Origin of the sequence: Xanthomonas prunicola (assembly GCF_002846205.1) — a bacterium.
Taxonomy (GTDB): domain Bacteria; phylum Pseudomonadota; class Gammaproteobacteria; order Xanthomonadales; family Xanthomonadaceae; genus Xanthomonas; species Xanthomonas prunicola.
In genome coordinates this window covers 1-14,698 of the sequence record NZ_PHKV01000007.1, presented here as the reverse complement: position 1 = coordinate 14,698, position 14,698 = coordinate 1, and the positions used below count along the sequence as shown (strand labels likewise).

The 14,698-nt window shown below is 64.9% G+C and carries 15 protein-coding genes; 4 read left to right on the top strand and 11 right to left on the bottom strand.

Going from position 1 to position 14,698, the window contains the following annotated elements; all coding sequences use genetic code 11:
• Positions 1-97 precede the first annotated feature (97 nt).
• From XpruCFBP8353_RS17660 to pyrE, 9 genes are all read right to left on the bottom strand, one after another.
• The gene (locus XpruCFBP8353_RS17660; protein WP_101364484.1) at positions 98-631 is read right to left on the bottom strand and encodes a hypothetical protein; all 534 of its coding nucleotides are present in this window, start codon (positions 629-631) and stop codon (positions 98-100) included.
• 452 nt (positions 632-1,083) lie between these two features.
• Positions 1,084-1,425 (bottom strand): lipid-A-disaccharide synthase N-terminal domain-containing protein, encoded by a 342-nt coding sequence (locus XpruCFBP8353_RS17655; RefSeq protein WP_005914402.1) that lies wholly within the window; start codon positions 1,423-1,425, stop codon positions 1,084-1,086.
• Positions 1,425-2,147, bottom strand: coding sequence for a glycosyltransferase family 2 protein (locus XpruCFBP8353_RS17650; protein ID WP_101364383.1), 723 nt, complete (start codon positions 2,145-2,147; stop codon positions 1,425-1,427). The genes XpruCFBP8353_RS17655 and XpruCFBP8353_RS17650 overlap by 1 nt, the downstream gene beginning before the upstream one ends.
• A 378-nt stretch (positions 2,148-2,525) precedes the next feature.
• A complete protein-coding gene (locus XpruCFBP8353_RS17645) occupies positions 2,526-3,491 on the bottom strand; it encodes an SDR family NAD(P)-dependent oxidoreductase (RefSeq protein ID WP_101364382.1) in 966 nt (321 codons plus the stop codon).
• A gap of 204 nt (positions 3,492-3,695) precedes the next feature.
• Positions 3,696-4,004, bottom strand: a complete 309-nt coding sequence (locus tag XpruCFBP8353_RS17635; protein WP_101364380.1) for a helix-hairpin-helix domain-containing protein — start codon at positions 4,002-4,004, stop codon at positions 3,696-3,698.
• 35 nt (positions 4,005-4,039) lie between these two features.
• Positions 4,040-4,969, bottom strand: coding sequence for a ParB/RepB/Spo0J family partition protein (locus tag XpruCFBP8353_RS17630; protein ID WP_010374720.1), 930 nt, complete (start codon positions 4,967-4,969; stop codon positions 4,040-4,042).
• A complete protein-coding gene (locus tag XpruCFBP8353_RS17625; protein WP_101364379.1) occupies positions 4,969-5,766 on the bottom strand; it encodes a ParA family protein in 798 nt (265 codons plus the stop codon). The genes XpruCFBP8353_RS17630 and XpruCFBP8353_RS17625 overlap by 1 nt, the downstream gene beginning before the upstream one ends.
• 115 nt (positions 5,767-5,881) lie before the next feature.
• Positions 5,882-6,562 carry a hypothetical protein gene (locus tag XpruCFBP8353_RS17620; RefSeq protein WP_101364378.1) on the bottom strand — a complete coding sequence of 227 codons (681 nt, stop codon included), beginning with the start codon at positions 6,560-6,562 and terminating at the stop codon, positions 5,882-5,884.
• Positions 6,563-6,584: 22 nt separating this feature from the next.
• Positions 6,585-7,244 carry an orotate phosphoribosyltransferase gene (gene pyrE, locus XpruCFBP8353_RS17615; RefSeq protein ID WP_101364377.1) on the bottom strand — a complete coding sequence of 220 codons (660 nt, stop codon included), beginning with the start codon at positions 7,242-7,244 and terminating at the stop codon, positions 6,585-6,587.
• A 118-nt stretch (positions 7,245-7,362) separates the two neighbouring features.
• Here pyrE and XpruCFBP8353_RS17610 point away from each other — a divergent pair, with 118 nt between their 5' ends.
• From XpruCFBP8353_RS17610 to XpruCFBP8353_RS17600, 3 genes are all read left to right on the top strand, one after another.
• Complete coding sequence (locus XpruCFBP8353_RS17610) at positions 7,363-8,163, top strand: exodeoxyribonuclease III (RefSeq protein WP_101364376.1); 801 nt, start codon at positions 7,363-7,365, stop codon at positions 8,161-8,163.
• A 316-nt stretch (positions 8,164-8,479) separates the two neighbouring features.
• On the top strand, positions 8,480-9,775 hold the full coding sequence (locus tag XpruCFBP8353_RS17605; protein ID WP_162301104.1) for an AmpG family muropeptide MFS transporter: 1,296 nt from the start codon (positions 8,480-8,482) through the stop codon (positions 9,773-9,775).
• A 58-nt stretch (positions 9,776-9,833) separates the two neighbouring features.
• Positions 9,834-10,061 carry a hypothetical protein gene (locus XpruCFBP8353_RS17600; protein WP_101364375.1) on the top strand — a complete coding sequence of 76 codons (228 nt, stop codon included), beginning with the start codon at positions 9,834-9,836 and terminating at the stop codon, positions 10,059-10,061.
• Positions 10,062-10,102: 41 nt separating this feature from the next.
• Here the strand turns inward: XpruCFBP8353_RS17600 and XpruCFBP8353_RS17595 are convergent, their stop codons facing one another.
• Entirely contained in the window at positions 10,103-11,236 is a 1,134-nt protein-coding gene (locus XpruCFBP8353_RS17595; protein ID WP_101364374.1) for an anhydro-N-acetylmuramic acid kinase, read from the bottom strand.
• A 367-nt stretch (positions 11,237-11,603) separates the two neighbouring features.
• A complete protein-coding gene (locus tag XpruCFBP8353_RS17590) occupies positions 11,604-13,022 on the bottom strand; it encodes a M23 family metallopeptidase (protein ID WP_101364373.1) in 1,419 nt (472 codons plus the stop codon).
• 170 nt (positions 13,023-13,192) lie between these two features.
• Between XpruCFBP8353_RS17590 and tyrS the strand changes: the two genes are divergently transcribed.
• A complete protein-coding gene (tyrS, locus tag XpruCFBP8353_RS17585; RefSeq protein ID WP_101364372.1) occupies positions 13,193-14,404 on the top strand; it encodes a tyrosine--tRNA ligase in 1,212 nt (403 codons plus the stop codon).
• Positions 14,405-14,698: the final 294 nt, after the last annotated feature.

The following is a 14,698-nucleotide window of genomic DNA, read 5'->3' as shown; positions in this document are numbered from 1 at the left end:
GGCCCGCCAGCTGCGCTGCCTGGTGAGAGGCAGCGCAGCTGGACCGGCGCGGGGCGCACTTGCCTGTCAACCGATACCGGCCCGGCATAAAGTGTCCTCACCGTGTTCCATCGATGCCGCTGAGCTCTGCAGGGGCGTGTGGCGCGTGGATTGGTGCGGCAGTGTGATCTTCAGGCAACAACCACACTGCGTCCCAGTACGGATACCCGCCGATCTGCTCGGCTAGCCCCGCACGCAGCGGGAGTGCGACCAATGTGCGGGCGAATTGTCGATGATCGCCCTGCAGCGGTAGCGCCGAAATCTGCATCTGCGGCTGCCACACTGTTCCGCCACGTCCGCGTGCGCGATTGACTGCATCGGCCGCCATCAGCCGCGCGGTCGCGGCCAATTGCAGCAACACCGCCTTGCTCGGTGCCTGCAGCAACCCACACCATGCGTCCGGCAGCAGCACCCAGCAGAGCAATTGCGCACTTGGCCACTGCCGTGGCAGCGCCAAGCTGGCAGCTGCTGCGCGGGCGCAGCGCCAGTCCGCGAACAACGGCACGTTCTGATGCGTGGGCAGCCGCAGATGCCAATACGCTGTCTCACGCGTTGGCATCGACATCGGGCGATGAAAGGACGCGCTGGACATGACCACAGCCTGGCCGCAACACGACAGGGCCAACATCGGCGGGCACCCCATCATCGCGTCGGCTAGGCGCGCAGCGGCGTGTCCGGAAACAGGCATGAATCCTCAGCGCTATCGTCAAGCATCTGGGTGCTACGTAGCGCGTCTGCCGACGCCTGCGGATCACGTCAACGTGCTCAGGCGCTCGTCAACCACGATTGATCACAACGCAAAAAACCCGAGTCGCGGAGATGCGATGCATGGCATATGCACCCGGATCGCATTCACGCGCCAAGGCAATCGTCAACGACGATCAATCGCCAGAGAAGTGCTTAGCGATGCGCCACGCATCGACACACGCACCCGGATTGCCTCAACACGCCAAGGCACCCATCAACACCGATCGATCACCAAACAAACGTCCTAACCAGACGCTACGGATCAAAGATTGAAGTCCCCAATCCCCAATCCCGGCCTCAGTGGCCCGCGCGGTCCCGCTTCCATCCGCGATGCTTCACATCCAGATACAGGCTGTAAAACGCGGTAAACGCCGGGAACAGGTTCTGCAGCACACCGACCGAATCCTGCTTGGCCGAAAACACGAAATAGCTCAGCGTCATCAGGCTGCCGACCACGCTCATGTACCAGAACAGGCGTGGAATCACCGGCTTGCCGGCGCGCTTGGAAGCGACGAACTGCACCAGCCAGCGGCCGCCGAACATCAGCGCGCCGACATAGCCAATCAGCTTCCAACCGGTGACATGGATGCCGGTCCAGTACAGCCAGGTCAGTTGTTGATCGAGAAAGGACGGGTCCATCAGCGTTCCTGCACCACGGTGCGCTTGCTGCGGGTGATCAGCCACGCCACACCGCGCAGGTCGCGGATGCCCACCAACGCGCGATTGAGATTGTTGTACTTGGAGACGCCAGCGGTGCGATGGCGGTGATTGACCGGCACGCTTACCGTGCGCCAGCCGGCGCGCTGCATCAGTGCCGGCAGGTAGCGGTGCATGTGGTCGAAATAGGGAAGGTCCAAAAACGCCTCGCGCTCGAACAGTTTGATGCCGCAGCCGGTATCGGGCGTGTTGTCGCGCAGCATGCGCGAGCGGATCGCGTTGGCCCACTTGCTGGCCCAGCGCTTGGAGCCGGAATCCTGGCGATTGACCCGCCAGCCGGCGAACAGCTTCACCTGCGCCTCGGCCTGGCTGCGCGCGATCAGCAGCTTGGGGATATCGGCCGGGTCGTTCTGGCCGTCGCCATCGAGCGTGGCGATCCAGCTGGCGCGTGCGGCCTTCACCCCGCTGCGCACCGCCGTGCTCTGGCCGCTCTGGGTCATGTGATGCAGCACGCGCAGTTCCGGCGTGGTGCTCTTCAGACCCTGCAGCACTGCGAGCGTGTCGTCGCGCGAATGGTCGTCGACATAGACGATTTCGAAGCCCACCACGCCGCGCAAGGCGCTGACGATTTCGCCCACCAGCATGGCGACGTTATCGCGCTCGTTGAACACCGGGACGACGACGGACAGCTGAGGTTGGCTCATAGATGCGGGGTGGCCGGATGAAGGCTGAACGAAAAAGATCGCGCATTGTGCCCTGACTCTCTGAGTCAGGCATGAAGCATGCACGCGTTATGCGCACTGCAGGGGCGGGAAAGCGGCCTGTAGCACGCACGGCGGGCACAGGAAGGCGGCGACCCGCATACGGACCAGGAGGCATGCCAGATCTCTTCAGCGCAGTAGCGCAGGAATCTTGCACCGCACGCTGCATTGTCGCCTCGCGCACAGGGGCTGTCCGGGCGGCAATGGCCGTGAGGTCCATGCGACGCCACGCCTTTGAGCCGGCAGCGCACGGCAGCCGCAAAACTCCCGCTGCGCGCCCTCAATCGCAGACCTGCCTGTCCCAGCAACCCCCAACAAGCGCTAGGCGCGCTCGCCGAAATACTGCCGGCACCAGGCCACTACCTGCGGCAATCCACGCTCGACCGGGGTAGCCGGGTCGAACCCGAACGCCGCCTGCGCGCGCTGTGTGTCGGCCATGGTGCGGATCATGTCGCCCGGCTGCATCGGCCGGTAGACCTTCTCGGCTGGGCGGTCGGCGGCCTGCGCGATCACGTCGATGAAATATTCCAGCTCCACCGGCGTGTGGTTGCCCAGGTTGAACACCCGGTGCGGCACCGGCTCGCTGCTGGGCGTGTCCAGCGCGCCCAGCACGCCGGACACGATGTCGTCGACGAAGGTGAAATCGCGCTGCATCTTGCCGTGGTTGAACACCTCGATCGGCCGCCCCGCCAGCACCGCGCGGCTGAAGATCAACGGTGCCATGTCCGGGCGGCCCCACGGCCCGTACACGGTAAAGAAGCGCAGCCCGGTCGCGCGCAGACCGTACAGCTGCGCGTAGGTGTACCCCATCAGCTCATTGGCCGCCTTGGTCGCCGCGTACAACGAGCGCGGCTGATCCACACGCTGGTCTTCGGAAAACGGCGGCGTGGCCGAATCGCCGTACACCGAGCTGCTGGACGCATATACCAGGTGCTGCACGCCCCGGTGTCGGCACAGTTCGAGCATGTTGACGAAGCCAACCAGGTTGCTGTCGACATAGGCAGACGGGTTTTCCAGCGAATACCGCACACCTGCCTGCGCAGCCAGATGCACCACGCGGGTGGGCTGGATCTCATCGAACAATGCGGCCAGGCCATCGCGATCGGTGAGGTCCAGCGTGCGGATATCGATGCCGGGGCACAGCGCCGCCACGCGGTCGTGCTTGAGCTGCGGATCGTAGTAGCTGTTGTAGTTGTCCAACCCAACCACCGCCTCGCCGCGTGCCGCCAGCGCGCGGCACGTGTAAGCACCGATGAAACCGGCAGCGCCGGTGACGAGAATGGTCATGGCTGTGGTCCTGGGAAATACGCAAACAAAAGGCCGGCCCAACGGATCTGCAGGTGCGGCGCGCCGCAGACAGGGCCGCCTGCGGCGTCGGCGTTTTGATGCCGTTGATGCGCCTGCGGTGCGCAGCGCGCCAGATGCGATTGGCGGTGGTCGCCGCTCATGCGGTGCTCAGAATAAAGGCTACAGCGCGTCATGCGTCTTCGTTCACCGCAGGGCGAGCGGTGCTTCGCTGGCGAGCTTGGCCTTGCGTTCGGCGCTGAAATTCCACCACGGCTGCGCCGCCTCGCCTTCCATGAAGCGCACGATCGACAGGAACACATCGATCACGCACGGGTCGTGCAGTACGCCGGTGCGCAGGCACAGCTGTGCATGCATGTCGTAGGCATCGCGACCGCGTAGCTGCGCAGGCACGCGGATGCCGATCAGACGTAGATCCTTTTCGCAGGCCGGCCCGACGTTGGGCAGGTCGGTCAGCTGCAGCAGATGCTGGCGGTCCACCTTGGCGGGATTCATGGCCGGCGAGGATCCAGTTGGATGCGCAACAGCGATCAGCTGCGCTGCAGACGTAGGCGTTCGAGCACGCCGTCCAGCGTGTCCAGATCGGTGTAATGGATCACCAGCTTGCCCTTGCCGCCGCGGCCGTGATTGAACACCACCTTGGTGCCCAGCGACTCGGACAGTTCGGTTTCCAGCGAGGCGATATCGGCCTGTGGGGCTACCGGCGCCGGTTTGCCCTTGCGCAGCGAGCCGGGCACCTTGCCGGCGGCGAACTGCTGCGCACGGTGTTCGACTTCGCGCACCGACCAGCCCTGGTCGGCCGCTTCCTGCGCCAGCTTGCTGGCCAATTCCGGCGCCAGCGTGAGCAGCGCACGCGCATGGCCCATTTCCAGGCGGCGGGTTTCCAGCAGCACGCGGATCGCCACCGGCAATTCCAGCAACCGCAGCAGGTTGGAGACCGACGCACGCGAACGCCCCACTGCGCCGGCGGCTTCGGCGTGGGTCAGCGAAAATTCGTCGATCAGCCGCTGTAGCGCCTGCGCTTCTTCCAGCGGATTGAGGTCTTCGCGCTGGATGTTTTCGATCAGCGCCATTGCGATGACGGTGCGATCGTCCAGCTCGCGCACCACCACCGGCACCTCGGTCAGCCCGGCCAGCTGCGAGGCGCGCCAGCGGCGTTCGCCGGCCACGATCTCGAACTGCCCGGGCGCCAACGCGCGCGCCACGATCGGCTGGATCACGCCCTGCGCCTTGATCGACTCCGCCAGCTCGGCCAGCTTGACCTCGTCCATCTCCCGACGCGGCTGGTACTTGCCCGGCTGCAACTGGGTCACCGGCAACTGGCGCAAGCTGTCGCCCGGCTGCAACGCGTCTTCGCTGGCGGCGCTTGGCGCTGCGGCGGCGGCCGCGCCCTTGGGTCCCAACAGCGCTTCCAGGCCACGGCCCAGGCCACGCTTCTTTGCGGGCATCGGCTTGTTCATCAGACGGTCTCCACCGGCCGGACGGCCTTGTTGCGGTCGTTCTGGCGGCGCACGATCTCGCCGGCCAGCCCAAGGTAAGCCACCCCGCCACGCGAGGTGCGGTCGTAACCAACGATGCTCTGGCCATGGCTGGGCGCCTCGGCCAGGCGCACATTGCGCGGCACGATGGTGCGGAACACCTTGTCGCCGAAATGCTCGGTCAGCTCCGCCGACACCGCATTGGCCAGGTTGTTGCGGATATCGAACATGGTGCGCAGCACGCCTTCGATTTCCAGCCCCGGATTGAGATTGGCGCGCAGCGCTTCGATGGTTTCCAGCAGCGCGGTCAGCCCTTCCAGCGCGTAGTACTCGCACTGCATCGGCACGATGATCGAATCGGCCGCGGTCAATGCATTGAGCGTGAGCAGCGACAACGCCGGCGGGCAGTCGATCAGGATGAAGTCGTATTCGTCGCGGATCGGCGTCAGTGCGCGCTTGAGCCGCTGCTCGCGCTCGCCCTGGTCCATCAACTGGATCTCGGCAGCGGTCAGATCGATGTTGCCCGGCAGCAGGTCGAAGCCTTCCGGTGCGGTCACCCGGATCTCGGCGGCGGTGTTTTCGCCCAGCAGCAAGTCGCAGGTGGAGGCGGCCACATCGCGCTTGTCGATGCCGCTGCCCATGGTGGCGTTGCCCTGCGAGTCCAGATCCACCAGCAACACACGCTTGGGCGCGCGCGCCAGGCCGGCCGCCAGATTGACTGCGGTCGTGGTCTTGCCGACGCCGCCTTTCTGGTTGGCAATGGCGATGATCCGGGCCATGCGGGAGAGCCTCGTGGGCGAAGAGTAAGACCGGCCATTATGCGGGCAGGGCGTCGGATCGGGAAATGCCGCCCGCAGCGGCGCATCGGGCGAGCGGGAATGCCGCCCGTGCGGTTCAGCCGGTGGGCGAGGCGCCGCCGGGTGGCTCCTTCATGGCCCGGTAGCGCTGCAGGATGTCGGCGATTTCGCCATCCAGCGCCACCCGTTGCTGCTCGAAGCTGATCTGCAGACGCAACTGCGCCATCAAATCGCGATGGCGTTGCTGGATGTCGGCTGCCAGCTTGTCGGCCACGGCCTGGCCGGCCAGCTCACGGTCGCCGGCGGCGCGCAACATGCTGGCAAGCCCTTCACGCAGGCTGGTCACGTTGAAGCGCGCAGTGTGGATGTTGTTGTCGACGATGGCGATGCGCTCGTTAAAGACCCGGCGCAGGTCGTCCTCGCTCTGATACGACATCAACATGGCCTGGTCGGTGCGCTGGCGCATCTGCTCGGCGGCAAGATCGGCCTGGCGTTGCTGCTCGCTGGCCGCGGCGGCAGCGCGCTCGTCGCTGCTCATCGCGCGCTGCACCTCGGCGCTGCGCATGCCGCTCTTGACGTTGAATTCGTCGCGCGCCTGGTTCACCGCCTCCGGCGGCAGCGTATCGCTGCACACACGGGCGCCGTTCTGGTTCCAGCAATACAGCTTCTTGGCCGCCGTCTTGTCTTGTGCACTGGCCGGTGCGGCCACGGCGAATGTTGCAGCGACAGCCGCCGCAACGGCGGCGGATAACGCCAAGCGTGTGTGTATCGGCATCATCGCAGCCCCCTGTCGCCTGCCATCAGCCTGTGGTGTCGGTTCCGTAGCGGCCACGATAGGCCAACAGCGGTTCCCGGAAGTCCACAAGGTCGGCGTTTCCTGCCGCAAAAGCAAGCAGGTCGCCCAGGTTGGCCACCGCAATCACCGAAATGCCGGCCTCGGCCGCTACCGCTTGCGCGGCCGAGCGGCGGTCCTGCTCGGAGGCGATTTCCTGCCGGTCCAGCGCCACCACGATCCCGGACGGGATGCCTCCGGCGCCACGGATGATGCCCAGCGCCTCGCGGATCGCGGTGCCGGCGGTGATCACGTCATCGACGATCAACACCTTGCGCCCGGCCAGCGGCGCGCCGATCAGGGTGCCGCCTTCGCCATGGTCCTTGGCTTCCTTGCGGTTGAACGCCAGCGGCAGGTCGCGCCCGCGCCCGGCGTAGGCGCACGCCAGCGCGGTCGCCAAGGGGATGCCCTTGTAGGCCGGGCCGAACAGCAGGTCGAAGTCCACCCCGGCCGCATCGATCGCATCGGCATAGCACTGCGCCAGCTGCGCGGTCTTGGCGCCGGAATCGAAGCGCCCGGCATTGAAGAAGTACGGACTGAGCCGCCCGGACTTGAGCGTGAACTCGCCAAAGCGCAAGGCATCGGCGCCCAGGGCCAGCTGCAGGAAACGGGTGCGGTGGTCGGTCATTGACGGGAATGGGGAATGGAGAATCGGGAATGGTAAACGCATCGCGCCTTGGCAGCCTTCGCCGCTGCGCTGGGGTAGGCTTTACGATTCCCCATTCCTGACTCCCCATTCCCGGCCTATGCGCATCATCAGTTTTAACGCCAACGGCTTGCGCTCGGCCGCCAGCAAGGGTTTCTTCGCCTGGTTCGCCGCTCAGGACGCCGATGTGCTGTGCGTGCAGGAGACCAAGGCCCAGGAGCACCAACTGGCCGGACCGGACTTCCTGCCCACCGGCTACAAGGCCTGGTTCCGCGACGCCAGCACCAAGAAGGGCTACAGCGGTGTGGCGATCTACAGCAGGCACGAGCCCGATGAGGTGCGGACCGCGCTGGGCTGGCCCGAGTTCGACGAAGAAGGCCGCTATATCGAAGCGCGCTTCGGCAACCTCAGCGTGGTGTCTTTCTATATCCCCTCCGGTTCTTCGGGCGAGTTGCGCCAGGGCTACAAGTTCCAGGTCATGGAATGGCTACGGCCGATCCTGGACGAGTGGCTGGCCAGTGGCCGCCAGTACGTGCTGTGCGGCGACTGGAACATCGTGCGCACCGCATTGGACATCAAGAACTGGAAATCCAACCAGAAGAACTCCGGCTGCCTGCCATCCGAGCGCGACTGGCTCAACGGCCTGTGCGCCGATGCGCCAGATGACGCTAACCCCGCCGAAGGCCGCGGCTGGGTCGATAGCTACCGCGTGCTGCATCCGCAAGGCCAGGACTACACCTGGTGGAGCAACCGCGGCGCCGCGCGCACCAACAATGTCGGTTGGCGCATCGACTACCAACTGGTCACCCCCGGCCTGCGCGACACCTTGAAGGCCTGCTCGATCTACCGCGAAGAACGCTTCTCCGACCACGCGCCGTACATCGTGGATTACGCGCAGTGAGGCAGGCGAAGGCTGTGGTCTGCGCAACAGCGCGCCAAGGTTTTAATGAACAGGGCGAGAGCCTTCCTGGCAGCATCGTCACCCGGCTCCGCCTCGGGCACTACAGCGTGCGCGGTGGCCCTCGGTCGCCATCACGCGGCCTGTCAATGGCGAGCAAGGCGTTCCTCTTCGGGGCCGTGCGTCGCCGCCGTGCCGCACACACCGTCGAAGACATGACGTCGGCGGCGATGGTTGTGGTCGACGGCGCGCTGCATGCAGTGGTGCCGTCTGCCTTGTCCGCCTCAGCCACTGGCGTTCGCTCTCACCGGTTTGACGCATGACCAAGCCCGCACCCACCTATAAAGGCTGGCGCGGCATCCAGCGCGCCTTCGCCACGCCATCGGCGGCGACCATGGCGCTGCTCGGCTTCGGCAGCGGGTTACCGTTCCTGCTGATCGCCTCGCAGACCTTGTCCGTCCGATTGCGCGACGCAGGGCTGGACCTGCAAGACATCGGCTTCATCAGCCTGGCCAGCTTCTTCTATCTGCTCAAGTTCCTGTGGGCGCCGCTGATCGACCGTTATGCGTTCCCGCTTACGGCGTTTCTGGGTCGCCGTCGCTCGTGGCTGCTGGTGGCGCAGATCGGCGTCACCATCGGTCTGTTCGCGCTGGCATTTTCACGCCCGGATCTGAGTGTGGCCGGCCTGGTCGGCTGGGTGCTGTTCGCTTCGTTCTGGGGTGCCACCCAGGACTCGGTCGTGGATGCCTACCGCATTGAAGTCGCCCCGGATGCCGCGCAGGCTGCGTTGGCGGCGACCTACACGTTGGGCTACCGCATCGGGCTGATCCTGGGCGGCGCGGGCGCGCTGTACATGGCCGAATACCTTGGTTGGACATGGGCGTACGTGGGCATGGCCGCACTGATGCTGGTGCCGATCGTCACCACCTTGCTATGCCGCGAGCCCGACCGTCCCGAGGCGACCGTGGTGCGTCGCATTGATGTCGTAGGTGCCTTCTGGCAACCGATTTCCAGTTTTTTCTCCAGCAATGGGCTGGCGCTGGGCATCGCGCTGCTGCTGTTCGTGGGCCTGTACAGGTTTCCCGACCAGGTGATCGGCGTCATGGCGGGGCCGTTCTATCTGGATTCGGGCTTCACCAAAGCCGATATCGCCACGGTCTCCAAACTGTTCGGCGTCTGGATGGGCATCGTCGGTGCTTTCGCTGGCGGTGCCGCAGTCGCCGCATTCGGATTCCGCCGCATGCTGCTGGTGGCCGCGTTGGGGGTGGCTTTGTCCAACCTGGCGTTCCTGCTGATGGCGCACAACCCCGGCAAGCTTTGGGCGTTCTATGCGGCGCTCAGCGCCGACAACCTGTTCCAGGGGTTTGCCGCCTCGGTGCTGGTGGCCTTCATGTCCTCGCTGACCGACCGCAACTTCACGGCCACCCAGTATGCGTTGCTGGTCTCGCTGGCCAATGTGCCGGGCAAGTTCGCTGGCGCCGTCTCCGGGTCCGTGATTAATGCGACCTCCTACAGCACCTTCTTCATCCTCAGCGCCCTGACCGTCATTCCCACCTTAATGCTGCTGGCCTGGTTGTGGCCGCGGCTGTTGGCGCACGACCGGCGGCCGGATTGAAACGTCCGCAAAGGTTGCCGATGATGCCAGCGGGGCAGCGCATTGCACGAGGCAGGGCATGACCGATCTGGTATTGCGTGACATCGATCCGCTGGTGGTGGACCGTATCCGCCGCATTTCCGTCGCACGTGGCTGGACCCAGCACCAGACCGTCATGCATCTGCTCGAACAAGGCCTGTTCGCCAGCGAATACGAAGTGACCGGCGGCCTGCATCACCCGGAGGTCGATGCGCTGGCCGAAGCGATTGCCGCGCTCAAGGCGCTGCCGGCGGGAAATAACCCGTAGCGCTGCAGCAGCTCCGTCCAGGCCAAAAGGGACTAACCGGCTCACGCCGGATAGATCGCTCCCAACAGCCGGGACCCGGCTGCTCCGGTCACCGATGGCAGATTGGCTGCGCGTCCGGCCAGCAGCTCGGCTGCCAGCCATGCAAAGCCCATTGCCTCCAGATAATCCGGGTCCAGCCCGTGTCGCGCGCTGGATTCCACCACCACACCCGGCAGTCGCGCCGCTAGTCGCGCCAATAGCACCGGGTTGCGCACGCCGCCGCCGCACACCAGCACGCGGCGCGTGGTTGGCTGCAGCCGCAGCAGCGCATCGGCCACGCTGGCTGCGGTGAGTTCGAGCAAGGTCGCCTGCACATCGGCTGCATCCAACCTCGCGCTGCCCATTGCCTGAAGGGCCCAGTCCAGATGGAATTGCTCGCGCCCGGTGCTCTTGGGCGGTGGCAACGCAAACCATGGGTCCGCCAACAGCGCCTGCAGTACCGCCGCATCGACGCGCCCGGTGGCGGCAAACGCACCCTCGGCATCGAACCGCGTACCGTGATGGCGTTGGCACCAGCTATCCAGCAGCGCATTGGCCGGGCCGGTATCGAATCCCCGCACCGCGCCATTGCGTGGAATCAAGGTCAGGTTGCCGATTCCGCCCAGATTGAGCACGGCGCGGTCTTCGTCGCCTGCGCCCAGCATGGCCAGATGGAAGGCAGGCATCAGCGGCGCACCCTGGCCGCCGGCCGCCACGTCGCGACGGCGGAAATCGGCCACCGTGGTGATGCCGGTGTGCTCGGCAATTCGGCTGGCATCGCCGATCTGCCAGGTGAACGCCGGGTCGGCCTTGGGCCGGTGGCGGATGGTCTGCCCATGCGAGCCGATCGCGCGAATCTGTCGGCGCTCCACGCCACTGTCGCGGATCAACTGATTGGCCGCCGCCGCGAATGCCAACCCCACCTGTGCATCCAATCGGCCCAGCGCATCGATGGCCACGGTCTCGGCGCCCTGGCCGAGTGCCACCAAGGTCTCGCGCAACTGCGGCTCCCACGCCATCGTCGTCCCGGCCACCAATTCGCAGCGGCGGTGCGTGTCGTCGGCAAAGCGCACTAGTGCGGCATCGATACCGTCGGCGCTGGTGCCTGACATCAGGCCCAGATAAAGAAGGGAATCAAGGTGTTCCAGGGCAGGCATGCCGAAGCCAGATATGCACGGTCGGCCAGCTTGTGCAGCTGGGCCAGGTCCGTCAACTGGTCTTGCCTCTCGCAGCAGATGTGCAGCGGGAAATCATCGCTGCACCGGTAACTTCGCTACGTGCGCTGCCGACGAGCAGGGAGGCTTCGAGCTTGCCCGCAAGCCGCAGACATTTCTGAGGATCGTGTCCACGGCATACGCGGCGACAGGGCAGGCCGAACGCCGGGTGTGTGAAGTCGCGGACGTCACTGCGCAGAGTGGGGTGCAGCAAAATCCTGCACGGCATCACCGCATGCGATGTCGGCTTCTGCGGACCTGCGCTGTCCAACCGCTTCAAAGGCTAGCGCAGTTATCCAGCCGCAAGCCCTCATCCGCGCGGCTTGCTCTTGGCAGGCTTGCCCGCATCGGCGTAGATCAGCTTCTCCATACCTTCGATGCGGGCCATGGCTGGCGCCGTCTGTGCCCGGAAGGCCGCCAGTTCGGCGCCCTGCAATGGCTCCGGTGGCGGCATCGTCACCGACATCGGGTTGCGCTGCTGCCCGGCCACGCGGAATTCGTAATGCAGATGCGGACCGGTTGCCATGCCGGTCATGCCGACATAGCCGATCACCGTGCCCTGGTTGATGTGCTGTCCGGCCTTGATCTTGCCGAAGCGCGACATGTGCCCGTAGAGCGTGCTGTAGTTCTTGCCGTGATCCAGGATCACCACGTTGCCGTAACCGCGCTGGGTGCCGACAAACACCACCCGCGCATCGCCGGCCGCCATGATCGGCGTACCCGAGGCGGCCGCGTAGTCCACGCCCTTGTGCATGCGCATGGTGCCCAGCACCGGATGCATGCGCGCACCGAACGTGGAGCTGATCCGGCTATAGGCCACCGGCATGCGGATGAAACTCTTCTTCAACGGCCTGCCGGTGATGTCGTAATACTCGGCCGGCTTGCCGGCGCGCTCGAAGCGGAAGCCGGTATAGGTTTTCCCGCCGGTGGTGAACGTCGCAGCCAGGATGTCGCCGGTGCTGATCCGCTCACCTTCGCGCCAGGTTTCGTCCATCACCACGCTGAAGCGGTCGCCCGGCTGCAGATCCTTGTCGAAGTCGATGTCGTACTTGAAGATCTCGTCGGTCATGATTGCCACCGCGGCCGGCGACAGTCCCGACTTACCGGCCGATGCGTATAGCGAACTGCTGATTTCACCGCTGGCCACCACGGTCCGCGTGGTCGTCGCGCGCTCGGTCACCTTCTCGCGCACGCTGTCGCCCAGCAGGCGCAATTCCACCCGATGACTGTCGTCGCGATCGAAGCGCAGGGCCCGCAACTCACCGGGCGTCGGCATGTCGAACGCAATCTCGGTCCCCGGACGCAGCTTGGTCAACGCCTCCTTGGTGCCAGGATGCGCCAGCACCTGATACATCACCGCGGTCGGGATCCCCAGCTCCCCGAACAACGTGCTCAGCGTCTGCCCCGGCTTGACCTGCAGGATTTCCCACTCCGTGCTCGGCGCCAACTGCTTGCGGCTGGGCACCAGTGGCGGCAGCGGCAACGCCAGCGTGGAATGGCTGGAGAGGGGGGTATCGATGGCGTTGGAAAAGCCTGGCACGATCGTCGCCACCATTGCGCCGATGGTCGCGAACAGGCTGGCGTGGATCCAGTGACGGCGCGTCCAACGGTCATTGAATGCCGCCGGTAGATGCGCTTTGAGCTTGCGATGCAGGGCAGTGTCGTGGAGGACGTGGAGGCGTTCTTGGAAGCGCCGCTTGCGTGCACGGCCCTGCTCTGAGTTCTGCATCGTTGGATTTCCTCGCTGGCTCGAAGTGCGAGCCCAATCGCCGGTACCATAGACAGCCTGTAACAGCGCGTCAAACCATTGAGCCTGTTCATTATTTTCACTTGGCGCGGAATTAACCCGCGTTTAACATCATTCACGTTGTTGACGGCAAATGCCGCTGGAGTCCGTGGTTGGCCACTATTGAAGAATCCCTCGCTCTCATCGGCCGTGGCGCCGACGAGATTCTCAAGCTCGAGCAGCTCGAGGCCCGCCTGAAGTCGGGCGTGCCGCTGCGGGTAAAGGCCGGCTTCGACCCCACGGCGCCGGACCTGCATCTGGGCCACACCGTGTTGCTCAACAAGATGCGGCAGTTTCAGGAGCTGGGTCACCAGGTCATCTTCCTGATCGGCGACTTCACCGGCATGATCGGCGACCCCAGCGGCAAGAACGCCACCCGCAAGCCGCTCAGTCGCGACGATGTGCTGGCCAATGCCCGCACCTACGAAGAGCAGGTCTTCAAGATCCTGGATCGCGAGCGCACCGAGGTGCGTTTCAACTCCGAGTGGTTCGGCCAGATGAACGCTGCCGACATGATCAAGCTGTCCGCCCAGCACACCGTGGCGCGCATGCTCGAACGCGACGATTTCGCCAAGCGCTTTGCCGGCCAGCAGCCGATCGCCATCCATGAATTCCTCTATCCATTGGTGCAGGGCTACGACTCGGTGGCCTTGAAGGCCGACGTCGAGCTGGGCGGCACCGATCAGAAGTTCAACCTGCTGATGGGCCGTGGCCTGCAGGAGCATTACGGCCAGGCACCGCAGGTCGTGCTGACCATGCCGTTGCTGGAAGGTCTGGACGGCGTTGCCAAGATGTCCAAGTCGCTAGGCAACTACATCGGCATCAACGAGCCTGCCATCGACATCGTCACCAAGACCATGAAGATCGGCGACGAGCTGACCTGGCGCTGGATCGATCTGTTGTCCTTCGACATCGGCTTGGCCGAAGCGGCTCGCCTGAAAGCGCAGGTCGCCTCCGGTGAGCTGCATCCGCGCGATGTCAAATTACGCCTGGCCCGCGAACTGACGACGCGTTTCCACGATGCGGCCACCGCCGAACAGGCCATCGCCGGCTGGCACGCCGTGGTGACGGGGCAGGGCGACACCAGTCTGTTGCCGCTGCAGGAGGTCGTGGTCCCGGCGGAAGGACTGCGGATTGCCAGTCTGCTGACGGCGACCGGACTCACGCCGAGCAATTCGGAGGCCAATCGCAAGCTCAAGGAGCGCGCAGTCAAGATCGACGGAGAGGTGATCGAGGACGCCGGCCGCGTGTTCGCTCCAGGATTCGAGGCAGTCATCCAGGTCGGCAAACGCAATTTCGCCCGTGTGGTGTTGATCACTGGTTGAGTCTTCGGCTGGTGCTGCATAGCCGCAACGCCGGCTCGCTGTTGTGACGCTCTATATAGAGTGCAGCAGCAGCCGGATCGGTCTGCATGCATGTCCTACGAGACCAAGTGAGTGCCAACGCAAGCATTTGGCAACTCCGTGAAATTTTTTTCACAAAAGGCTTCCCAAAATTCTTTCGCGGGCATATAGTTCGCCTCCCCCGACGCAACGGACTCCGCAAACGCGGAACCAGAGCGAAAGGGTTCGAAAACTCCTCGGAATTGAGGTGTTGACGAAACGAAAAAGCCGGCTATG